16 protein-coding genes are annotated in these 22,963 nt (G+C 48.9%); 7 read left to right on the top strand and 9 right to left on the bottom strand.

The window, feature by feature from the left end; translation table 11 throughout:
- Window positions 1-345: 345 nt before the first annotated feature.
- The 4 genes from pepN to ACRCZA_RS05530 form a co-directional block, all read right to left on the bottom strand.
- Window positions 346-2,979 (bottom strand): aminopeptidase N, encoded by a 2,634-nt coding sequence (gene pepN, locus ACRCZA_RS05545; RefSeq protein ID WP_438673471.1) that lies wholly within the window; start codon window positions 2,977-2,979, stop codon window positions 346-348.
- 264 nt (window positions 2,980-3,243) lie between these two features.
- Window positions 3,244-3,837, bottom strand: a complete 594-nt coding sequence (gene lpoB, locus ACRCZA_RS05540; RefSeq protein WP_438673470.1) for a penicillin-binding protein activator LpoB — start codon at window positions 3,835-3,837, stop codon at window positions 3,244-3,246.
- A 67-nt stretch (window positions 3,838-3,904) separates the two neighbouring features.
- On the bottom strand, window positions 3,905-5,308 hold the full coding sequence (locus ACRCZA_RS05535; protein ID WP_438673469.1) for a COG3014 family protein: 1,404 nt from the start codon (window positions 5,306-5,308) through the stop codon (window positions 3,905-3,907).
- A gap of 67 nt (window positions 5,309-5,375) precedes the next feature.
- A complete protein-coding gene (locus ACRCZA_RS05530; protein WP_438673473.1) occupies window positions 5,376-5,579 on the bottom strand; it encodes a SlyX family protein in 204 nt (67 codons plus the stop codon).
- 578 nt (window positions 5,580-6,157) lie between these two features.
- Here ACRCZA_RS05530 and fkpA point away from each other — a divergent pair.
- The 4 genes from fkpA (at window position 6,158) to ACRCZA_RS05510 (ending at window position 10,283) form a co-directional block, all read left to right on the top strand.
- Window positions 6,158-6,928: an FKBP-type peptidyl-prolyl cis-trans isomerase gene (gene fkpA / locus ACRCZA_RS05525; RefSeq protein ID WP_438673468.1), complete on the top strand. Its 771-nt coding sequence runs from the start codon at window positions 6,158-6,160 to the stop codon at window positions 6,926-6,928.
- A gap of 649 nt (window positions 6,929-7,577) precedes the next feature.
- A complete protein-coding gene (locus ACRCZA_RS05520) occupies window positions 7,578-8,807 on the top strand; it encodes a NupC/NupG family nucleoside CNT transporter (RefSeq protein ID WP_438673467.1) in 1,230 nt (409 codons plus the stop codon).
- A complete protein-coding gene (gene deoD / locus ACRCZA_RS05515) occupies window positions 8,807-9,517 on the top strand; it encodes a purine-nucleoside phosphorylase (protein ID WP_438673466.1) in 711 nt (236 codons plus the stop codon). The genes ACRCZA_RS05520 and deoD overlap by 1 nt, the downstream gene beginning before the upstream one ends.
- Window positions 9,518-9,845: 328 nt before the next feature.
- Complete coding sequence (locus tag ACRCZA_RS05510) at window positions 9,846-10,283, top strand: PaaI family thioesterase (protein ID WP_438673465.1); 438 nt, start codon at window positions 9,846-9,848, stop codon at window positions 10,281-10,283.
- A gap of 264 nt (window positions 10,284-10,547) precedes the next feature.
- On the opposite strand, the gene ACRCZA_RS05505 is transcribed toward ACRCZA_RS05510, so the two are convergent.
- Complete coding sequence (locus ACRCZA_RS05505; protein WP_438673464.1) at window positions 10,548-11,102, bottom strand: TMEM165/GDT1 family protein; 555 nt, start codon at window positions 11,100-11,102, stop codon at window positions 10,548-10,550.
- Between the two features lie 964 nt (window positions 11,103-12,066).
- Between ACRCZA_RS05505 and ACRCZA_RS05500 the strand changes: the two genes are divergently transcribed.
- Window positions 12,067-13,242 carry an amino acid permease gene (locus ACRCZA_RS05500; RefSeq protein ID WP_438673472.1) on the top strand — a complete coding sequence of 392 codons (1,176 nt, stop codon included), beginning with the start codon at window positions 12,067-12,069 and terminating at the stop codon, window positions 13,240-13,242.
- Window positions 13,243-13,501: 259 nt separating this feature from the next.
- Window positions 13,502-15,658 carry a S46 family peptidase gene (locus ACRCZA_RS05495; protein ID WP_438673463.1) on the top strand — a complete coding sequence of 719 codons (2,157 nt, stop codon included), beginning with the start codon at window positions 13,502-13,504 and terminating at the stop codon, window positions 15,656-15,658.
- A gap of 468 nt (window positions 15,659-16,126) precedes the next feature.
- Here the strand turns inward: ACRCZA_RS05495 and ACRCZA_RS05490 are convergent, their stop codons facing one another.
- From ACRCZA_RS05490 to ACRCZA_RS05480, 3 genes are all read right to left on the bottom strand, one after another.
- Window positions 16,127-17,527, bottom strand: coding sequence for a S8 family peptidase (locus ACRCZA_RS05490; RefSeq protein WP_438673462.1), 1,401 nt, complete (start codon window positions 17,525-17,527; stop codon window positions 16,127-16,129).
- 584 nt (window positions 17,528-18,111) lie between these two features.
- The gene (locus ACRCZA_RS05485; RefSeq protein WP_438673461.1) at window positions 18,112-18,840 is read right to left on the bottom strand and encodes an RNA pseudouridine synthase; all 729 of its coding nucleotides are present in this window, start codon (window positions 18,838-18,840) and stop codon (window positions 18,112-18,114) included.
- A gap of 133 nt (window positions 18,841-18,973) precedes the next feature.
- Window positions 18,974-20,311 (bottom strand): Na+/H+ antiporter NhaC family protein, encoded by a 1,338-nt coding sequence (locus ACRCZA_RS05480; RefSeq protein WP_438673460.1) that lies wholly within the window; start codon window positions 20,309-20,311, stop codon window positions 18,974-18,976.
- 571 nt (window positions 20,312-20,882) lie between these two features.
- Here ACRCZA_RS05480 and ACRCZA_RS05475 point away from each other — a divergent pair.
- Window positions 20,883-22,190 (top strand): O-acetylhomoserine aminocarboxypropyltransferase/cysteine synthase family protein, encoded by a 1,308-nt coding sequence (locus ACRCZA_RS05475; protein WP_438673459.1) that lies wholly within the window; start codon window positions 20,883-20,885, stop codon window positions 22,188-22,190.
- Between the two features lie 134 nt (window positions 22,191-22,324).
- On the opposite strand, the gene ACRCZA_RS05470 is transcribed toward ACRCZA_RS05475, so the two are convergent.
- A partial coding sequence (locus tag ACRCZA_RS05470) for a class I SAM-dependent methyltransferase (RefSeq protein ID WP_438673458.1) occupies window positions 22,325-22,963 on the bottom strand: 639 nt, incomplete at its 5' end.

Raw genomic sequence — 22,963 nt, 5'->3', positions numbered from 1 at the left:
TAGCAGACTTCAAAGCCATAGGCCTGATGTTGATGATGGGCACACTCCGATAGCAGTAATCTGAGGTTATCCCAAGCGGACAGCTCAACTCCCTTGTAGGCCTGTAGCAGCGCATCAATAAATTGTATAGTCATCTTGTTCTCTACCAGGATAGTGCTGTAAAACGCGGTTTGTCGTTTCTTGGCTGTGGGTCAGTTATTCATACTTAAGCATTAAGCATTAAGCATTAAGCATTAAGCATATAAAAGAGGCTCCTAAGAGCCTCTTGCTGTCATGGGGGGAACCTCATGTTGAGACACTCCATGCTGATAACAACGATGCTGATAACATCGATGCTTATTAGGGTTAATGACCCATTGTATTTTTTATCAATACACAGCGCTGCTCGGCTTGGCGGGTTTCGAGCAATGCGCGCCGGGCCAGGTTAGATAAACCAGTTTGACTATCTAATACCTTATCCAATGCCGCAATACTGGTGTAGTTACAGTCAGTTGGGATTAAATGCTGACTATAACTGCGCATGAATACTGGCCCTTTTTGATCCATCTCCCTAAGGTTAGCGAGTCGCTCCTCGGCAGTGGCGGCACTCTGCAATTTTTGCTCCGCAGGGTAGAGCGACTCCATGATGATGCGCTGCTTGGCAAAGGGCAGGCTATCGGTGTGAACGCGGCTTAACCAGCGCCGTTTCGCTGCTGCTTCAGGGCGAATGACCTCTGCCGCAAGGGCCGCTTTTATCCCAGAATCGGATTTATCTTTTGCCGCTTCTTTGGTTAAGCGTTGCAGGGCATTGGGGGCATCATAGCGATTGAGTTGGGTGATGATCGCCCAGCGCAAATCTTGATCTAAGGTTAACCCTTTAATTTTGGAGGTGCCATCCAATAGCTGCGCCAGATGACGCAAGCTGTCGCGATCGGCGGCCAATCTGATATAAGCGTTAAACCAACGGTGCTGCAGATCATGCTCACCCCTGCTTTCCATGGTCTTTCTTAAGCTCATTTGTGCCAAGCCTTTTATGGCATTATTGGCATAATTTTGTTGCATTGGCGCGATTTGGGCTAAGTATTCCTTAGAGCGTAATAGGCTCGAAATAATTTGTCCCACGATGGTGTAGTCGCTCTCTGCGGGGGCGTTAACAAACACGGCGCTGAGGTATTGATCGAGGCTAAGCTTACCATCACGCACGCCGTCCCAGAGGCTTTGCCATAACATAGAGCGCAGCAGGGGATCGGATACATTGCTCAGATGCTGTTTGGCAGTATCAAAGGATTTGTCATCTAATTCGACTTTGACATAACCCCAATCATCGAAGTTTGGATAGACTAAATCGGGGCAGCGCTCACCAATAAATTGTTTAACTTCAGTGCGCTCACCTTGGTATGTCACCGGGAGGGTCACATCGTTGCGCAGCTCGTAGCGGCCCTTGGTAAATAGCGCGACGTTGACTTTTTGCTCTCTGAGCGTCGGCAGATCTGCGCTGGCCGGTAACTGTAATAAGCTAAATTCGGTAATGCGGTTGCCTTCACAACGATATTCAGCCTTGATGGTATTAACCCCGGCGCTGTAAAGCCATTCTTGGGTCCAAGCGCTTAAATCTCGCCCAGATGCTTTGGCTAAGCTGTTGATAAAGTCGTCTAACTCTGCATTTTGATAGCTATATTGCTTAAGGTAATGACTGACGCCGCGGCGAAACACCACATCACCGAGTAAATGGCGTAATTGTTTAAGGGTTGAGGCGCCTTTTTGATAGGTAATGGCATCGATATTATCAAAGGCATTTTGGCTGGTTGCGACGGGCACTTCAATGGGATGAGTGGTGACTAAGCTATCTTGTTCATAAGCTTTTTGTTTGCCGCTGGCATAAAAATTGCGCCAAGCTTGAGTGAACTCGGTGGCCTCTTGCGTGGCCAGCGTGCCCATAAAAGAGGCAAAGCTTTCATTGAGCCATAAACCATTCCACCATTTCATGGTGACCAAATCGCCAAACCACTGGTGCGCCATTTCATGCATGATAACCCCGGCGAGACGCTGGCGCTGCTCTGCCGTCATGGCGGCTTGATGAAGAAAACGATCCTCGGAAAAGGTCACCGCTGCCGCATTTTCCATCGCGCCATAGAGAAAATCGGGCACCAGAATTTGATCGTACTTTTTAAAAGGATAGGGAATGCCAAAATAGTTATCAAAGAAGGTTAGCCCTTGTTTGGTATAGGTAAACCAATCCTCTGGTGGCACTTGATGCGCCACCGATTGCCGGGCAAATAGGCGCATTGGATAGCGGCCAGAATTGTCCTGCCATACCTGATAAGGTCCAGCATGCATTGAAAAATTATAGGGGCTCAATTTCGGCGTTTGCGGAAATTCCCAGCGATTAGAGGCGCCGACGGCCTTGATGCTCGTTTCGCGCATGGTGCTGATGACTTGCCAATCTTTCGGGGCGGTGACGCTGATTTGATAGTGAGCTTTGATGTCCGGTTGGTCAAATACCGCAAACATTTGTTGGGCCGCCGCAGGCTCGAAGTGGGAGTAAAGATACACTTTGCCATCAATCGGATCTTGGAAGCGATGCAGGCCTTCACCGTTAGTGCTATGGGCACGAGTATATTCAACGATGACGGTATTTGAACCTGTGCTCAGCAACCGTGAGTTTAAACTGATATAGGCGCCATTGTAGTTGGGGTACACGGCGGTGCCATTGATCATAAAGCGTTTAATTTGAGCTTTGTTTAAATCTAGGCTGAGCTCCTTAGGCACCTCGCTCAAGCGAAAGTTGACCTTAGTGCTCGCGGTAAATTCAGTCTCGCCAGTCAGTTGAAAATCCAACTCGTAACTCACATCGGAAATCACCTCGGAACGCAGGTTTGCTTGATATTGGCTGATATAGGGGCTGGCATCCCGAGGCCCGGTATTGAGCGTGCTTTGGGTCGCGCAGGACATTAATACCGTGCAGGTCAGGGCAACTAGGCTGGCTTTAAACAAATTCACAACGTAAATCCTTCAACAATTTATTTTTATGCTTTGGGCTAGGGATTGGCTCGGCATTTGATTTTGATTCATAAGGGCTGCCATCCTTGTCAGCTATCTTGAATGAGCCCTGGTGGTGGCAGCATTGCAGGATATCTTGGCGCTGTACACTACCTTATTTGCTTTGGATAACCAATGTTAAAAATGTAAAAAAAGCCAGCGAGTCGCTGGCGTGAATAGGGCATGGCGCCAAGGGGCCATGCCATAGGCTGACACACTAAAACATTACATACCTAAGAAAGACTTAGACTTAGATTTACGGATTTCTTTTTCATCGGACCATTCAATCAGCCCCGTTTGAAGATCCATTAGGCGCATCGTCATTTTGTAGTACACATCTTTAGTGCTACCGTCCTGCTTGACTATGCTCGAGAGGTTGCCGTAGAGCATGTATTGCGCGCCAATTTGACGGCCAAACTTAATCGCAGTTGACGGATCAACCATGCCGGTGTTGTTTTGGTAATCCAGTTGCTTGCGGACTGCATCCACTTTAGTCATATCGATAAAGCGGAATTTGCCTGAGCGTAATAATTTGTTGCTGATAGAGTCTGTTACCGATTCGGTATCGATATGCTCTGAGGTTTTATTTTTAATGCTATCGACAAACAGGATTGGTCGCTGATTCGTGGTCAGCGCCACAATCGGTGGGAACGTCATCATGCTATCGACCATTTTAGCGGCAATGGCCTGCAGATCCGTAGAGCCGAAGTTCTCATTGACGGTTTCGACCTCAGTCGCATCGCCGTATTCCACTTTTGATTGGCAGGCCGCTAGACCCATGATGGCGGCTAGCACAAAAATCAGTTTAAGTTGTTTCATAGTCAGTTCCATTTTGTGATTGTATAAACTTGATGACACTCGTTTTAGCCAAATATTCACCACTAGACTAAATCATTATCGAATAAACTCGAGTGAAATTGCCAGTATCAATTGCCCAGACGAGGGTGGTTTTGCCTGAGGCAACTTCAACGGTTGTCGCGGGAGCTTGATCCAATTGTAGGGCGTATTTCCCCGGACTGAGATAACGCCGAGCAATTTGCGCTTGCTTTGGCAGTGTCAGCCAGCTGCGCCGATCGGCCTGCTCCGTCACGACATTAAAAATTTGCATCGCAATGCTGCCAATATTGGCGGCATTGTTGCCTTGACGCCCGCTATTTTCGATCTGATAAGTCATCTCGGATTTAGCATAAATGCGCGCAACTTGACGCATTAAGCTTGCGGGTAAATCTTCTTTAAGGGCGGTGATAGCCAGACCATCAATATTCGCGATTGCTTGAGTCGTTAGCATTTGCCCTAAGCCGTGTACTTGGGTGGCTTGGACTGCACTGCCACTCGGCCCATAAGTCGCAAGTGACAGGGTTTGCCAGTTACCGTGTATGGTAAATGGCACTGTAAGAGCCTGTTTCTCAGGAACAAAGCCACGCTCTACGAGTAAGATAACTTGGCCCTCACCCGCCTTAGGGAGTATCGCCTCACCCCAACGCTGTTTAAACTCTGCGTATTGTGGCATCCCTAGCTGTTTGGCAAGACGCACTAAATCCTGCTTTAGATAGTGATTGTCCGGCGTGATTTGCGCGGCTTTGCGGTAGTCAATAAAGGCATCGTTTGGCTCACCGAGCACTTCATGTAGCACGCCCGTGGTGTAATAACTGTAGGCATTTAAAAAGGAGCTGGTCACACTGCCCGCGGCTTGCCCCAGTTTATTGACTTCCGCATCTATGGTGCCATTGGCCATGGCCTGCACGGATTTTTGGGATTGTTCATAGCGTGCTTGCTCACTGCTTTGCAGCTCGTTGCTGCGACGCACTTCAACTAACGCACCTTGATAATCACCGCTGAATAAATAATTGAGTGCTTGATACTGGTGCAGCATGATGCGCTCAAATCCTGGCCCCCGATAGGGGATGGCATTATCGTTGAGCACTAAGCTACTGGCGGTTGCCCCGAGCTCGCTGGCGCTGATTTTGGCTTTATCATCAAAGGCGTTATAGGCAAGCATGGCTTGCTGATAGTATTTTTTACTGTTGCTAAAATCTCCTGCAACCTGTGCCACCCGCCCAGCCTCCTGAGCGTAGAGGAGGCCATCGTTGCTGGAGATCTGACTGGTGAGTTTATCCATTTGAGCCAGTGGACTGGCGGAATTTAACCCTTGCTTAATGGAGGCGAGTTGCGAGGGATAATTGATAAAAATGCTATTAGTAGCGCAGCCCGTGACCCCAAGAGCAAGACCAAGGCTTAAGGCGGATGCGCTGATGGTGCGTTTGAAAGAGGCAATAAATAGGGGCTGCATGGCGAAAGCTACCTTATTAACGGTTCCTGTTTAACGGTTCCTGTGGATGGAGGCATGGGCGAGCCCATTAATAATGGGGTGGCGGTGTTTCTTCCGCTTGGGTGGCAATATTGCTCGGCTCCATTGCCTGCAATTTGCCGACTAACAAGTGGATTTGCTGTTGCTGGTGGGCGACTAAGCGATTGAGTTTGATGACTTCTTGATTTAACTCTTCGACAGTCAACTCTTGAAATGCCAATTTTGTTTGTAGTTCTTCTATCTGCGCTTGCACGTCTTGTGCTTGCGCCGCGTCTGTGTGAGCTGCGTGAGTGTGAGCTGCGCGCGCTGGCGCCTCTCCTTGCTGATGTTGTAGCGCTTGCATAATTAACCTCTATAGCTGCCAAGTGATGACGAGTGCTTGGCGACAAATACTCACCTATGAGTATCCCGAATTGCCAGAGTATACAACGACTGCTTGATTTTAGCTGTGTTTCGTCGCGTATCGATCAAAAGTGAGATTTTTGGGGGGATAAGCAAAATATCCTTAGGCACAGCTGGGTTAGGTGGCGGTTTATTCTTTATAGGGGCGCAGGGCATTGTAGAGCGGAGCATTCTCATTAAACAGGGGCCAATGAATCGTGGGGCATTATGCTAGCTTTTAGGTCGGCAATTGCTAAAAGTGTCGCCTAAATAAGCAGCAGTAGATTTTTCTTGTTGAACTTGCTTGCTAAGTAAGTGTCTTTAGTCAAGATAGCGTGAGATGAATCACGATTAACCTATAAAGAATCTAGTTGGTATAACCAAGATAACTAGTATAAAGTTGTCGCGCTTAGGTTATTGTAACCGCTTGAGGATGCTGAGGAAGCTTTGATGAAATCGATTTATAAATTATCGTTAGTTGCATTGGCTGTTATTGGCCTATCTGCTTGTAATCAAGAAGAAAAAGCAACAAACACTAGCGCAAATGTTGAATTAACGACGGAAGCACAAAAAGAAGCCTACAGTGTTGGGGCTTCAATTGGCCGTTATATGTCTGGCCATATTAAAGAACAAGAAGAATTAGGCCTGCCAGTGGATCGCGCGCTGATTGTGACGGGTTTTACAACGGGTTTGAACGATCAGTTGAAATTAACTGAAGAAGAAATGCAAACGATTCTTCAAGGGTTAGATAAAAAGTTAAACGATAAACGCCAAGAACAAGCCACTGCCATGGCCGCGAAAAATATCGAAGATGGCAAAAAATTCCTTGAAGAAAACAAGGCCAAGCCGGGTGTGGTGACCACTGAATCTGGGCTGCAATACGAAGTGTTAACAGCCGGCTCTGGTGACAAGCCAAGCGCAGAGGATACCGTTGAAGTTGATTACGTGGGTACCTTAATTGATGGCACTGAGTTTGATAGCTCTTACAAGCGTGGTCAAACGGCTAAGTTCCCGTTGAATCGGGTGATCCCTGGTTGGACTGAGGGCGTACAGTTGATGCCAGTTGGCGCTAAGTACAAGTTTGTTATCCCAGCTAACCTAGCTTATGGTGATCGTGATACTGGTACTATTCCACCAAATTCCACACTGATTTTTGAAGTGGAATTGAAGTCAGTGGAAAAGGCACAAGCCGCACCGGCTGAAGCTTCGGCCAAAAAGTAATCTTATCGTTGTCTTATTGCGGCCATCACGCCGCGGTTCTCAAATGCCAGTTAGGTTGACCTGATTGGCATTTTTTATTGGCATTATATGGCCAACTGATGGTTATGGCATAAATCATGGCCGGTTTTTCTCGGCTCTCCCCCTTTAGTAAGAACGCGTCAAGTATCCTACGCCGTTAACGCAATTTGCTCTCATCAGGGATTATTGATAATCGCACTGACGCCTTTTTCGCGATGGTGTTATCACCGCCGGTAGCGCCTTTGGTCGGGAATGACATCAGGGCCGAACAGTGGCAATAACATGCGTTTGTCGGCACGAATGCTGCCGTTTTTCGTTATTTAGTTTCATTAATGAAAGCAATAGATCGTCATCGCCTCGGTTTTTATTCTAATGGAGAGGGGGATTAGGGCACTTAAGCGGCTGTTGCTTGTTAATATTTGCCTTGGTTATTTGTTGTTTGTTGGCTTTTGTGTTGTTATTTGTACTGGCTTTGCTGCTGTAAAGTTTGATTTTTACGGCTTTCGAGCGAAATAACTGCAATTAGCCATAAAATGATCATTTTAGGTGAATTAAGTGAGCTAGATCGCTTGAGCATCTAAGTGAGCTGTTTAGACTCCTTCCATACTTAGATCGAACGAGTTAAAAATGTATGGATGTTTTCATCAGTTTTATTGGCATGCTGAGTTTAATGGGCTTAGCCGTCGCACTTTCTGAACATCGCCGCGCCATTCGCGCGCGCACAGTGCTTGGCGCGCTGGCCTTTCAAATCGCTTTTGGTGCTTTTGTCATGTACGCCCCCATTGGTCAGGCTGTCTTAGATAGTGCTTCTAATGGTGTGATGCACGTGATTGGTTATGGTAATGAAGGCTTGGCATTTTTATTTGGTGATCTCGCTAAATTTGGTGTCGGTTTTATCTTTGTGATTAACGTGTTGTGTGTGGTGGTGTTTGTCAGCGCATTAATTGCGGTGCTTTATTATCTCGGTATTATGCAGTTAGTGATGGGGATTATCGGTGGAGCATTATCACGCTTATTAGGCACCAGCCGCGCAGAATCCTTGTCGGCTACCGCTAATATTTTCGTCGGGCCGATTGAAGCACCTTCTATGGTTCGCCCCTTTGTAAAGCATATGACACGGTCAGAACTGTTTGCGGTGATGACTGGCGGATTGGCTTCGGTGGCGGGTGGCACCATGATCGGTTATATCCAGATGGGTGTGGATGTGAAATATGTGCTGACCGCGGCCTTTATGACCGCGCCAGCGGGATTACTGTTTGCCAAATTGATGTGGCCAGAAACCTCAACCCCTGAGGAAAATATTAAGAAGGTTATGGGTGAGCAGGCTGATAAGCCTAGCAATATTCTCGATGCAGCCGCGGGCGGCGCAGCCATGGGGATGCAGCAAGTATTAAATGTGTCGGCGCTATTACTCGCCTTTGTGGGCTTAATCGCCCTTATTAATGGCTTAGTGGGCGGCATTGGCGGCTGGTTTGGTTACGGCGAGTTAACCATGCAAGCCATTTTAGGGTATGCGTTAGCACCATTGGCCTGGTTGATGGGGGTGCCTTGGCATGAAGCCAGTCAAGCGGCTTCGTTTATTGGGCAAAAAATGGTGATCAATGAGTTTGTCGCCTACGTGGACTTTTTAAAAGTCGCCGATCAACTATCTGAAAAAACTCAAGTAATTATCAGCTTTGCCCTCTGTGGTTTTGCTAATTTAGGTTCGCTTGCCATGGTGATTGGTGGGCTGGCCGCATTGTGTCCTGAGCGACGCCATGATTTAAGTGCCATGGGGATGAAAGCATTGATCGCTGCCGCCCTGGCGAATTTAATGAGCGGCACAATTGCTGGCTTGCTCTTTAGTATAGGAAACCTGTAATGACTCCACATATCAATGCCCCAACGGGTGCTTTTGCTAACACAGTTCTGATGCCTGGCGATCCGCTGCGGGCGAAATATATTGCCGAAAACTTTTTAGATAAGCCTGTATTGGTCACGGATGTGCGCAATATGCTCGGCTTTACCGGCGAATATCAAGGACAAAAAATCTCTGTTATGGGTTCAGGCATGGGGATCCCATCGATTTCGATTTATGCCAAAGAGCTTATCACTGAATACGGTGTCGAAAATATTATTCGTATTGGCTCCTGCGGCGCGGTGAGCGAAAAAATTAAATTGATGGATGTGGTCATGGCAATGGGGGCGAGCACCGACTCTGCGGTGAATCGTACTCGCTTTGCTAACACCGATTTTGCCATGATTGCCGATTTTGGATTATTGCGCCAAGCGGCCGATGCTGCCGAGCAACAAGGGGTGAATTACCATGTGGGTAATCTGTATTCCTCTGACTTGTTCTATAGGGCTGATGATAGCCGCTACGATCTGATGGAAAAATACGGCATTTTAGGCGTAGAGATGGAAGCTGCTGGGCTGTATGGCGTGGCTGCGGAGTTTGGTGCTAAGGCGCTGGCGATGATGACGGTGACCGATCATCTGCGTTTAGGGTTACACCTTAGCGCGCAGGAACGTCAGCAAACCCTAAATGATATGATCAAGCTGACCTTAGCGTCGGTGATTGGCCAGCGCTAATTGCCGGTTAGCTAACGGTTGGGTTAGCTAACCGTTGCGTTTAGCTAAATACTGCCCTGCGGCGTTATTTTGGTGACGCCACGTTTACCCTGGCCCTTAGGCGCATATTCTATAACAATAATGCTGCGCCAAGGGCCATTTCAGTTTGCCGAATATGACTATGTTGATCATCCGGATGCCTATCCTCAAGGGGATTTAAGACTAAAGGCGGCGCTCCCTCACGGCTCTTTTACCCTTACCTTTGCGGTTATTTACCGCGCGCTATTTCCACTCCGCTTTGCAATCAAGTAGACTGTTTTTACCTTAATTATCAGCAAAGAGTACCATAATGAGCATTTGGTTTAGGCCTATTACCCTAGAGGATTGCCGCCGTTTAGATCAGGGATTGCACGGTAAGGGCACCTTGATGCAAACCCTTGGCATTCAAATCACCGAGATTGGTGAGGATTATCTTAAAGCGACCATGCCCGCCAATCCTGAAGTACACAATCCCTTGGGCATAGTCCATGGCGGTGCCAATGTGGCCTTAGCGGAAACGGTCGCCAGTTATGCGGCGAATTTTGCGGTGGATTTTGAGCAATATTACTGCGTCGGCCAGGAAATTAATGCCAATCATCTTAAGGCTTCCCGAAATGGCTTACTGACGGCGACGGCCAAACCCATTCACCTTGGCAAGCGGACTTCCGTATGGGAAATTCATATCCACAATAGTGGGGGAGAGTTGGCCTGTATTTCGCGAATGACGGCGGCGGTGATTCAGCGTTAATCGTGTAGGGGATTTCACGCTGGCGTGCGCATACGCATGATATCGCGAGCGCGCATTAGTCAGTGTTAGTGAGGGTGTGTTCATCTGCGTTGATACGGCGTGGCACCACTGCGTTTAGATGCTGAATACTTCAGCCAGATGGCGCTGATATTTAGCGGGCTAAAATGGGTTTATATGTTTAATATCAGTTTAGTCGCGATATTGATTGCGGTAGTCACCGGCAGGCAATTCAGATTGCCGCCGGTTGTTTTGGGTGTCTAAAGCCTAGAACAGGAGTGTGGCGACACCGAGTAGGGCAAAAAGCACGGCACAACCGCGGTGGATCCACTGCAGCGGCAGTTTTTCGGCGCTAAAATGTCCGGCAAGCACGACTGGTACGTTAGCAAGCAACATACCTAGGGTTGTGCCGGCCACCACCATGGCTAAGGCATCGTATTTCGCGGCCAGTACCACTGTGGCAATTTGAGTTTTGTCGCCCATTTCGGCAATAAAAAACAGGATAAAGGTCGCAATAAACGGGCCCATTTGATAAAAACGGCTTTCCTCGGCATCGACTTTATCGGGAATTAACACCCAAATCGCAATCGCGAAAAACGAGGCTGCGACTAAATAGCGGGCCAGTTCAGGATCAAACCAAGTGACGGCCCATTGGCCTACCCACGCCGCCGCGAAGTGGTTAAATAAGGTCGCGAGCAAAATACCCATGATAATGGCAGTTTTGTTTTTGAATCTTGCGGCGAGTAAGAGAGCAAGTAATTGAGTTTTATCGCCAATTTCAGCGATAGCAACCGTGAAGGTTGAGGCAAGTAGAGCTTCCAATAGTGATCCTTTAGGGGTGGCAAAGACATAAGCACAAGCGACCGTCCACCCCTAGGTGCGGTTACTGTGCTCAGGTCTTGCTGGGCAAATCGATGATTTGCTGTGAATACCATGGCATGCGGCCAAGTATGTTGATATTCACCCTAGATGGCGATTTCGCCCTCCAGTTAGCTACTCCCCCGAAGCGAGGCTGGCATTATACCTAAGTCTGCTGCGGGTTCAAGTCTTCTGCGGGTTCTCGTTTGCTCAGGATCCATATCTGTTCAGGTTCCCGTTTGTTGAGGTGGTGTGGGCCAAACTGGGTATTGGGAGTGACACTGGCGGTAAGCTGCGGTGAAACATTGCTCTTGGCTGCGATAGCGAATCGTAATCTGGCATTACTCAGTGCTGGGCACTTTAAGCGGTTGGTTGGGCGGTGGGGGTTGTATCTTTTTATTTATCGTCACGCTATCAAGTTGTTACCTAGGAAGCTGAGAGGGGGCTTTGGTAAATCGTGGCTTGCTCACTGGGGTTGCCTCTGTTAATGTCCCAAGCTACGGCCATTATCGGTGCAATGCCGGGCACTTTTTTAGCGCATATTTTTTAGGGTATGCCTATCTTGGAGTCAGATATTTTTAGCGCCATTTTTAGGATTATTTTAGGACAAACACAATTGCACGTAATGCCATTCTTCCCTCATCGATTTAGTTAGCCTCAATGGCGACTGGGTTGACATATTCACAAGCTATTGAGGCCACTTGATCGACTGTAAGCGCAGATCAGATGGGATGCGTTAAGTTGCTAGAGCCCTTTGTGCTTAAGGGCGGCTTCGCAGGGCGTTATCGTTCAAATCTACTCAATTAGATCTAAATTAAAACAATAAATAGGGCGTGTTGCGCGGATGACCTGACTCGTTATGCACTCAGGCGCGTCAACGTAGCAGTAGCACTAAATACTTGAACAGGAAAATTGTGTGAATTCAAAAATGTTAGGTTCAATTGCCATTGTGGCAGGTACGGCCATTGGCGCGGGGATGTTAGCGTTACCGTTAGCCACCGCCGCGTTAGGCATTATTCCCGCGCTGCTGTTGTTGGTGGTGATTTGGGGGGTATCGGCTTATACCTCACTGTTAATGCTAGAAATTAATTTACGTTCTGGGGTTGGTGATAACGTCCACTCGATAACCGGGAAATTGCTGGGCAAAAAAGGCCAGATTATCCAAGGTGCGGCGTTTTTAAGTTTATTGTTTGCCCTCACGGCAGCTTATCTGACGGGTGGCTCATCGTTATTGGTGCTCAAAGCCCAAAACATGTTCGACATTACCTTAAACAACCAAGTGGCGGTCGTGGCTTTTACCTTAGTGTTAGGTGGATTTGCCGGTCTTGGGGTGGCATGGGTAGATAAAGTGTCGCGCCTGTTGTTTTCGTTAATGATCCTGTTGCTCATCGTGGTGGTGTTATTTTTACTGCCAGAAGTCAGCCTGAGCCAGTTGGCCAGTGATGCGATGACCGACTCACTTAGCCACAGTTGGATGGCGGCCATTCCGGTGGTATTTACCTCTTTTGGCTTTCATGTGTGTATTGCGACCTTAGTTCGTTATTTAGATGGTGACGCAGTATCTTTACGTAAGGTATTGATGATTGGCTCAACCATTCCATTAGCTTGTTATATTTTCTGGTTGTTGGTGACGCTGGGGACCGTGGGTGGGAATGATGTCAATCAGCTTAATGGCTCGTTGCCAGCCCTTGTTACCGCCTTGCAAGATATCGCCAATACCCCTTGGATCAGTAAATGTATTTCATTATTTGCGGATTTAGCCTTAGTCACCTCTTTCCTTGGGGTGACCTTGAGTTTGTATGATTTTGTGGCGGAATTAACTCGTGCTAAACCGACGCTATTAGGGCGGCTGCAAACGTGGTTATTAACCTTTATGCCGCCCTTGTTGTGCGCCTTGTATTTGCCTGAAGGCTTTGTCGCGGTACTGGGCTTTGCTGCAGTGCCTTTGGTGGTGATGATTATTTTCTTGCCGATTGCTATGGCACTGCGTCAGCGTCCCCTTCAGCTTGAAGGCTATCAGGTGGCGGGGGGATCGCTGGGTCTCGTGGTCGCCGGTATCCTTGGCGCGGTGATCATTGCGGCGCAGATGGTGGTGGCATTGTAGGTTTGTGGTGGCATTGTAGGTTTTTTTCGCGTGTAAGACTCGCGGGCAAATGTTGAACAATGCAGTTGTTTTGTAAGCGAGTTTTTCTGCGGCTATTTGCAATGCCGTTGAATATGCTAAAGTCAGGCCCTGTGCCTGACTTTTTGCTTTTAGGGGTTAAGTGATTGGCACTTGGCATTTTTCACTATCTTGAGTCGTAAACTACAACAAATACCTCAGTTTGCGCACGGGTTCATTCACTTAAAACGGATTTAACACAATGAAAAAATGGTTACTGACTGTCGCGATTGCCGCCAGTGTTGGCGCTCAAGCCGATGAAGGTATGTGGCAACCTCATCAATTACCCGCTATGGCCGATGAGCTAAAAGCAAAGGGTTTAGCTATTGATGCTAAATCCATTTCTAAATTGACCGAATTCCCCATGAATGCGGTGATAAGTTTAGGGGGCTGTACCGCCTCATTCGTTTCCCCTAAAGGTCTGGCCGTGACCAATCACCACTGCGCCTATGGCGCCATCCAATATAATTCGACCCCTGAAAAGAATTTATTGCAAGACGGCTTTTTAGCCAAAACCTTTGCCGATGAATTGCCTGCAACACCCGGTTCACGCATTTATGTGACCGAGGAGGTGACCAATGTGACCGAACAGGTTAAACAAGGATTGAACGGTAAAGTCGGCACTGAGTTTTATCAAGGTGTTGAAAATAAAGAAAAACAATTAGTATCCGAATGTGAAAAAGAAGACGGTTACCGCTGCCAAGTGTACAGTTTTCACGGTGGGCTGGAATATTATCTGGTAAAACAGCTCGAAATTCGCGATGTCCGTTTAGTCTACAATCCTGCCGGAAGTGTGGGTAAATATGGCGGCGATATCGATAATTGGATGTGGCCGCGCCATACTGGCGACTTTTCGTTTTACCGCGCCTATGTGTCGAAAACCGGCAAACCTGCAGACTTTAGCGCTGACAACGTCCCTTATGAGCCTAAAAGCTTTTTAAAAGTGTCGGCGAAGGGCGTCAGCGAAGGCGATTTTGTGATGGTCGCGGGTTATCCTGGCCGCACTAATCGTTATCGTACTGCGACTGAAGTTAAAAATGAATTTGAGTGGGCCTATCCCGAAGGCAAAATGCTCCGCGAGCGCTTTATTGAAATCATCAAACAAACCGCGCCAGAGGGCAGTGATGAGCGGATTAAGTATGAGAGCCAAATTGCCGGCCTTGCTAATTACGCTAAAAACTTCACCTCAATGATTGAGTTTTATGGCAAATCGACCATGTTAGCGGACCGCCAAGCCCGCGAAGCAGAATTAGCCAGTTGGATTGCCAAAGATCCTCGCCGCCAAGCGCAATATGGCCAAACCTTAGCGCAACTCGATGCGTTAATCCAAAAGGGCAATGCCCATCAGCAGCGCGATTTGCTATTAAGTTATATTGATTCCACTACCATGGTGCCTACCGCGCGTGATTTATATCGCCTAGCCCATGAGAAGGCATTACCGGATATGGCGCGTGAGCCGGGCTTCCAAGAGCGCGATATGGCGCGCTTTAAAGCCAGCATGGAGCGGATTGATCGTCGCTACGCCGCCAAGGTCGATAAAGCGGTATTACTGGATATGTTAACGCGCTATGCCGCTCTGCCAGAGGAAAAACGCCTACCCGCGTTGGATAAAGCTTTTGGTATCGATAACTCGTTCAGCGAAGCTAAGCTGGCTAAAACCTTAGACAAGATGTACGCCAAAACCGAGTTAGGCAAAAAAGAAGTGCGCCTAGCGTGGATGGATAAATCCGTTGCCGAGTTTAAGGCCGCCAAAGATCCGTTTATCCAATTGGCCGTCGCCATGCACGACACCAATATGGCATTAGAAAAGGAACAAAAAGCGCTAGCAGGTGAGTTGATGCAAGTGCGTCCACAGTATATGGATGCCATCATTGCGTACAACTTAGAGCAACATAAACCGGTATATGCCGATGCCAACTCCAGCCTACGCGTCACCGTGGGCCATGTAAAAGGCTATTCCCCTAAAGATGGCTTAATGGCGGTGCCATTTACTCGTCTTGAAGGCATAGTGCAAAAAGATACCGGTGTTGATCCCTTTGATGCGCCAAAGCAGCAGCTTGCGCTGATTAAGGAAAAGCAATACGGTGATTATTACATGAAAGCCATTGATTCAGTCCCGGTCAACTTCCTGTCGACGTTAGATACCACTGGGGGGAATTCTGGCTCACCGACCTTAAACGGCCGCGCCGAATTAGTCGGGCTGCTGTTTGATGGTGTGTATGAAAGCATCATCGGTGGCTGGGCATTTGATAATGACATCAATCGCTCTATTCACGTTGATAGCCGTTATATATTGTGGGTAATGAAGTATTTAGACAATGCCGACAATTTATTAGCCGAGATGGAAGTGGTTAACTAATCCATTGCGCTGGCACCGCTCCCGCCAGCGTCACACAGGTAAAAAGCGATAAACTCATTGGGTTTATCGCTTTTTTATTGGCAAGCGAGCAAGAACTGAGTGCAAGAGTGTTGTTAAAAAACGCTTGATACTGGCAACGGTATCTACCACCTTGCGAGGTGGGGGCTTGGTGGATCCTAACCTCGGGCTACATCGATGAATGAGACTAGGGCTGTATCGATGAATGAGAGTCATGGAAGCAAATTGGCTGTTAACGCATTAAGGCGCCTAACAAGGTGGCGACAGTCAACATCATCGGGGGGGAATAAGAGAGCTCAACACTGATGGGCGTTCTGCGCGCTTGAGGCATAACAACCTCTTAATGTTATGCCTCACCAAAGTATATTGTGTTCGGTCACGCCATCAAGGTTGGCGGTGCAGTGTTAAACCGGACGCCATCGCGTCCGGTTACGACCTAGGCTGCGTGGATCAGTTGGCGGGGGCGTAAGCCTTGCCGTGACCGTATACATCATCACGGCCAGCCTTGCCTAAATCCAGCGCCAGACGGCGCATTTCGGCTTCCAGTTTCGGTGGATCCATGCGGCCACCGTTGGCACTCACAATCAGCGCAGCCACGCCGGCAGCATGAGGCGAAGCCATGGACGTTCCCACAGACCAGTACCAGCCGTTGTTACCAGTGGAGAATACAAAGTCAAATACATAGCAGGGACGAGTGATACCGGCCACAGTGCACAGTGAATTGCCACCCGCAATATTCAGGCTGCTGTAGTCACCGCCCGGTGCGCCGAAATGAATTTCAGACTGGCCATAGTTGGAGTAAATAGCCAGCTGATCAAGATCGGCACCAGCGTTGGCTCCCCATAATTGGGGGCCGAGGGCTGATATGGCATTGACCGCAGGCAGACCGGATGGCAGGTGCATCAGGCTGTCGGTCTTGTCCAAATCGGTAGCATCGTTACCGGCAGAGGCAAACAGGGTCACGCCATGCTGGCGGGCATAGGTTGCCGCCTTAGAGTAAGCGCCAATAAACTGGGCAATGCCGTCTTTGCCACCCACATCAAAGCGCACGTCGTCAGAGGTGTCGTAGGGAGTGTCTTTTACATCAAACAGACCGTTACGACGCACCGCCAGACCCAGACTCATATTGATAATGTCTACATCGTTGTCGGCGGCATACACCATGGCCTGCATGGTGCCGTATGAACTACCAGAGCCAGTATTGGCCGACAGGACTTTTAAGATCACGAGCTCCGCTTCTGGCGCCACCCCGATGGAACCAATACCGTTATCGGCTGCGGCAATAGTCCCGGCGGTGTGTGAGCCGTGATTTGCTGTGGTGATACCTGGGTAATCCCAGGCTTCACCGGCGACAAAAGAGCGACTCAGCGCGGTATTGATGTTGGGGGCGAGATCGGGATGGTCAGCATCAGCGCCACTGTCTAGCACCGCCACGCGAGCGCCTTGACCGCGGTATCCCGCGTTCCAAGCATCTACTGCCCCAACGGCCACATGGCCCCATTGCAGATCAAAAAAGCGATCATTATTGCCACTGGCAGGTGGGTTGTTATAGGTGGCATCCATCGAAATGGTCAGATCGTTGCGGTTAAGCGTCGCTTCGGCAGGTTCAGGTGCAAACGCCGTTGCATCAGGTACCAGTGCTAAACCGCTTGCCGCTGCGGCATTGACTGAGCCAAAAGCCACTTGGCACACCCCAATCTGTGGAATACAGCTCTTAAGCACCCCACCTTTAGCTGCCACATCTGCGGCTATCTTTGGTTGATTAAACTTTCCGTTTACATCGAGGATGAAATCCATTCCATAGGCTTGTCCTGCGCAGAGCATAGCAATCGTAAGCAGTGTTTTTTTCATGTTGTGTCTCTTAAGGTTGATTGTTTTAAGCAGAAAACCTCACCGGATGACTACAACAAAATGCCTTATCGAATGTGGCGGGACATTTTTTACAGGCCGGACTGACTGCGAACGAACAATTTTTACTCGATCGCTGTGTTAAATACAATCACAGTTCACAAATAATAAACAAATTGGTGGGCTTGAAATTTCTAACCAATGTGGCGGGTGACGACTGACAATTGCCGGATAAATTTGCCCTACATGGCTGAGCCACTCACAGCATGCTGCTGTCCGTCAGCGTTGGCGGCATGGCTGCCGCTTGTACGCCGAGAGAGCGATTTATGGGGAGTGAGGATGGCATGGCAATGACTGCTCGCATAACGGGCTAATCACTCTCTTGGGAGAAACAGGCGGCAGCGCAGCAATTTGCGGTATGCCCTGCAGGATTGATGGGGAGATATTAACGTGGATAGTTGCTCTGCGCGATAGCAGCTTAGCGTGACAGTTGCTTAGCGCGACAGTTGCTAGTGCGATAGTTGCTTAGTGCGACAGTTGCTTAGCGCAGATAGCGCATAGATATCACTGAAACGTCGGTGTGATCTTTATGCGCTAATCAATGCCGTTTTGAGCGTGGTTATTTCCGCTATCGTGAGTGGTCGCAGGTGACCTGCGGCTAGCTCACCCTGTGCCAGTTTGCGTAAATCCAGCGTCATCAGGGCGATGCGCTCAAGGTCGATAACTTGATACCCCAGTGCTTGAGCCATCCGCCGAATTTGTCGATTTAAGCCTTGGGTGAGCACGATTTCAAAACTCACTGCGCTGAGCCTGCGAACTTGGCAGGGGAGAGTTTGCACATGGTTGTAGCGCACACCACTGGCCATGTGTGCAATAAAATCATCCGTAAATGGTCTATCAAGGCACACATGGTAGGTTTTTTGATGGGCAAAACTGGGGTGCATCAAGCGGTGGCTGAGCGCGCCATCGTTGGTGAGTAACAGTAGGCCGCGGGAATCTTTATCGAGTCTGCCGACCGGATAGAGTCTGGGGGTTTTGGGCAGCCAATGTATTAGACTGGTTTTATCCTGCATAAGCAGACGGCAATCGGTGCCGACGGCTTTGTTCATGATCCAATAGGCGAGCGGTTCGGCGGCGGTGATGGGGCTGCCATCGCAGGCGATATGATCGAGGCACTGTGATGCGGCATCTAAACGGACGGGATCGGTGTGTTTAGCGATACGGCCATTGAGCGAAATGCGTCCAGCTTCAATCATTCGACAGGCTTCACGGCGCGAGCCTATGCCGCATTGGGCGAGGTATTTTGCAAGGCGCATTTGAGTCTAATGTTGATGAAGTGAATTGGAATGTTGTCATAGCAAAGGAGCCGAATAGGGCTCCTTTGGTTCACGTTATGGGGTTGAGCAACAGCATGACAGTATCAAGCCGCGCTCAGCATCGCGCAATCAATTAATGGCGTTTACGCAATATCACGATTGCAATGGCGACCACCGCTAAAATCATGCAATACCACGCATGAGATACCGCCGCTAAGGGGGAGATGCTAAAGGTGGATGCGATAAGTAACGCTTGCGCGCCGTAGGGAATTAACCCTTGGACAATACAGGCAAAAATATCTAATACGCTTGCCGCTCGCTTCGGGCTGACCTGATGCTTTTCGGCCAAATCCTTCGCGATATCGCCGGTCACAACAATTGAGACCGTGTTGTTGGCAACACAGGTATTGGTGACGGCCACTATCGCCGCCATGCCAAGCTCTGCCGCACGGCATGAGGCTTCGCCTTGGTTTTTAGAATAACGCCCAATCAATTTTTCAATTTGTTTACTGACAAAGGCGAGGCCACCCTGTTGCTGCATGAGCGCGGCTAAACCGCCCACTAACATCGATAACAGAAAGATTTCCTGCATACTGCCAAAGCCTGCATAGATATCTTTACCAAAGGCGATGAGCCCATAATCCATGGTCAAGAAACCCGTGCCCCCTGCTAACAGGATACCTAAGGTTAACACCACAAATACGTTTACCCCGGCGACCGCTAACACCAAAATCGTCAAGTAAGGCAGTACCTTAAGTAGGTCGATATGCTGGGGCGTTAGCTCAGCTTGACCTTGGCCGGCAACCACAAAGGCGATTAAGGTCAGCAGTGATGCAGGGATCGCAAAAATCAGGTTTTCACGAAATTTATCTTTCATATCACAGCCTTGAGTGCGTGTGGCTGCGATGGTGGTATCGGAGATGATCGATAAGTTATCGCCAAACAGGGCGCCAGACATGACGGCACCCGCCATCAAGGCATAATCGATTTGCGCTTGGTCTGCAACGCCAAGGGCGATGGGCGCAACCGCCGCAATCGTTCCCATTGAGGTACCCATCGCAGTGGCAATAAATGCTGCAATCACAAAAAAGCCCGGTAAGAGCAGGTTTGCGGGAATAAAAGATAAGCCTAAAGCGACAGTCGCATCGACACCACCGGTGGCCTTTGCAACGGCGGCAAAGCCACCAGCTAACAGATAAATCAAGCACATAGCGATAATATTGCTGTGGCCAATTCCACCAATAAAAGTATCAATCGCTTGGTTTAATTTTTGTTTGGATAAGATCAACGCCAATATGATCGCCGGTAAAATCGCAATCACGCTAGGGAGTTGGTAAAAGGCAAAATCAACCCCTTGGCTTTGAAAATAGACGCCAGCGCCAATAAATAGCCCTAAGAAAACAAATAAGGGCAGTAGGGCAATAAAAGAGGCCGGGCGGCTCGCGGTTGTCGTGTGTTGTGAATGGCTCAATGTTATCTCTCTTTGACGTGGAGTATGGCCTGCAGATTCCATGGCGGGCAAACTCGCTTAAATGTCATGCCACTTTGGCATTGGATCCTCGCAATTGTGGTCAAGCATATTGGATCGCTGTACGTCTGTCAATTTAGACGTCTAGATGTTTTTACTTCCGTTGTGACTAAGAGGTTACAAAGACGTTGAAGCGGGGCTAGTGAATTGGCTTTTATCGTTAAATTGATGGCGCCGTTTGAGCGATAGCAAGCTTTCTCGCGCTATTTAGACGGGCGGTAAAGGCATTTGCCGATGAATGAAGTGCTAGAGAGGCGATGCGTTGTTACCGCGTGATATGCAGCCTTAACCCTAAGCTGGTCGTTGCAGGGCTGGCCCAGCGCTCAATGCTCAACCTTCAACGCTGACTTTTGGTCGAAGGAGAATACCATCAGGTTGAGTTATTTTAGACTTCTGGATGTCTATCTGTTAGCTTGTTTCCTAACACATATTGTGTTCTCTCGGTAATCAGCCAAAGGCCTCAACTGAGTTCGTCCCAGTTGCCCTACGAATAACAACACAGAAGGATAGCACTATGAAACTTGAGTCATTAGCATTGCACTATGGTTATGAGTCAGAAGCGACCACCAAAGCCGCGGCGGTGCCCATCTATCAAACGACCTCCTATACCTTCGATGATACCCAGCATGGTGCTGATTTATTTGATTTAAAAGTGGCGGGTAACATTTATACGCGGATCATGAATCCGACCACTAGCGTATTAGAGCAGCGCCTTGCTGCTATTGAGGGCGGCATTGGTGCGCTTGCCGTTGCTTCTGGCATGGCGGCCATTACTTATGCCATTCAAGCGCTTACCCAAGTTGGTGATAATATCGTCAGTACCAGTCAACTCTATGGCGGCACTTATAACTTATTTGCACATACTTTGCCGCGTCAGGGCGTTGAGGTGCGGATGGCGGCCTTTGATGATTTTGCTGGGCTGGAGGCGTTGATTGACGACAAAACTAAGGCGTTGTTTTGTGAGTCAATTGGTAATCCAGCGGGCAATATTGTCGATTTAGCCCGCTTAGCCCAGATTGCCCATAAACATGGCGTGCCGTTGATGGTCGATAATACGGTCGCGACCCCAGTATTATGTCGCCCGTTTGAGCATGGCGCCGATATCGTGATCCACTCATTAACCAAATACATTGGCGGCCATGGCACGACTATCGGTGGGGTGATTATTGATTCGGGCAAATTCGATTGGGTCGCAAATAAACAGCGATTTGCCTTACTCAATCAAGCCGATCCTTCATACCATGGGGTAGTGTATACCCAAGCCTTTGGTCAAGCTGCATTTATTGGGCGTTGCCGCGTGGTGCCGCTGCGCAATACGGGAGCGGCGCTATCGCCGCACAGTGCCTTTTTACTGCTGCAAGGTTTGGAAACCTTAAGTTTACGGATGGAGCGCCATTGCGCCAATGCGCTGGCATTAGCTCACTATTTGACCCAGCATCCGGCGGTCAGTTGGGTGAACTACGGTGCCTTGCCCAGCAGCCCTTATCGAGACAATTGCACCAAAATCACCGGCGGTAAAGCCTCTGGGATCATTAGTTTTGGGATTAAAGCACCCACGCCTGCGGCGGGTAAAATAGCTGGCGGCCGCTTTATTGATGCGCTTAAGATGATCCTGCGATTAGTTAATATTGGCGATGCCAAATCCTTAGCCTGTCATCCGGCGAGCACAACCCACCGCCAACTCGATGCGGCAGAGTTAGCTAAGGCAGGAGTGTCTGAAGATCTTATCCGGATTTCGGTTGGGATTGAACATATCGACGATATCATTGCCGATGTGGCCCAAGCCCTAGATAAAGCCTGCAGTTCCCGCGTCGAGGTTTAGGGGGCTAGCGTTTAGAAAACGAGTGTTTAGAAAGCTAGCGTTTAGAGGTTTAGCGTTAGTTGTTTTAGCGATCGCAAACGAAGATCGCTAAAACAGCCTCGGCGGCACATTACGCTAAGCTCTGGCCTGCAGGCTTATTTTTTGGCCTGCAGGATCACGAATTTGCCGTTCGAGGCAACCGTGGTGCAGTTTTTAAATAGCCGTTGCAATTTCACATGGTAAGCCAAGTGGCGATTGCCAACCACATGCAAGATCCCGCCGGGGGCTAAGCGGCGGCGCGCATCTAAAAACATCTGCCAAGCAATATGATCGGTAATGGCTTCACCTTGGTGAAATGGCGGATTACACAACACCAGATCGGGCTGAACGTCAGCGGGCAGGTGTGTCAGGCAATCATCCCAATAGAAATGGCCCTGCGCTGGCGGCAAGTGATTGCGCTCCCAGTTCGCTTTAGCGCTCGCGACGGCCATGTCTGAATCATCAATAAAATGGATATCCGCCTTAGGAAATAACTGCGCGGCGCGTAGGCCAAGCACACCATTGCCGCAGCCAAGATCGACAATCGAGTTAAACTCCCCTTGGGGCAAGTTAGCGAGCATGATCCGCGCCCCAATATCGAGTTTATTGCCAGCAAAGACGTTACTTAAATTGCTGATCTTAAGTTGATACTCCGGGATGCTCCAAGTGATTTCCTTGGGCTGTGGCCTCGGTTTGCCATCAAAGATACAGCTAATGACGCGGGTGTTTTTCCAAGCCAAACTGGCCGTCGCTGG

The sequence above is a fragment of the Shewanella sp. genome, assembly GCF_051658185.1.
GTDB lineage: Bacteria > Pseudomonadota > Gammaproteobacteria > Enterobacterales > Shewanellaceae > Shewanella.
This window is presented reverse-complemented; position numbering and strand designations above follow the sequence as displayed.

What these genes read in the sequence shown, in the direction of transcription:
- lpoB (WP_438673470.1), bottom strand. Translation starts at nt 3,837, where the DNA reads ATGAAACAACTTAAACTGATTTTTGTGCTAGCCGCCATCATGGGTCTA.
- ACRCZA_RS05535 (WP_438673469.1), bottom strand. Translation starts at nt 5,308, where the DNA reads ATGCAGCCCCTATTTATTGCCTCTTTCAAACGCACCATCAGCGCATCC.
- fkpA (WP_438673468.1), top strand. Translation starts at nt 6,158, where the DNA reads ATGAAATCGATTTATAAATTATCGTTAGTTGCATTGGCTGTTATTGGC.
- ACRCZA_RS05520 (WP_438673467.1), top strand. Translation starts at nt 7,578, where the DNA reads ATGGATGTTTTCATCAGTTTTATTGGCATGCTGAGTTTAATGGGCTTA.
- deoD (WP_438673466.1), top strand. Translation starts at nt 8,807, where the DNA reads ATGACTCCACATATCAATGCCCCAACGGGTGCTTTTGCTAACACAGTT.
- ACRCZA_RS05510 (WP_438673465.1), top strand. Translation starts at nt 9,846, where the DNA reads ATGAGCATTTGGTTTAGGCCTATTACCCTAGAGGATTGCCGCCGTTTA.
- ACRCZA_RS05500 (WP_438673472.1), top strand. Translation starts at nt 12,067, where the DNA reads ATGTTAGGTTCAATTGCCATTGTGGCAGGTACGGCCATTGGCGCGGGG.
- ACRCZA_RS05495 (WP_438673463.1), top strand. Translation starts at nt 13,502, where the DNA reads ATGAAAAAATGGTTACTGACTGTCGCGATTGCCGCCAGTGTTGGCGCT.
- ACRCZA_RS05490 (WP_438673462.1), bottom strand. Translation starts at nt 17,527, where the DNA reads ATGAAAAAAACACTGCTTACGATTGCTATGCTCTGCGCAGGACAAGCC.
- ACRCZA_RS05485 (WP_438673461.1), bottom strand. Translation starts at nt 18,840, where the DNA reads ATGCGCCTTGCAAAATACCTCGCCCAATGCGGCATAGGCTCGCGCCGT.
- ACRCZA_RS05475 (WP_438673459.1), top strand. Translation starts at nt 20,883, where the DNA reads ATGAAACTTGAGTCATTAGCATTGCACTATGGTTATGAGTCAGAAGCG.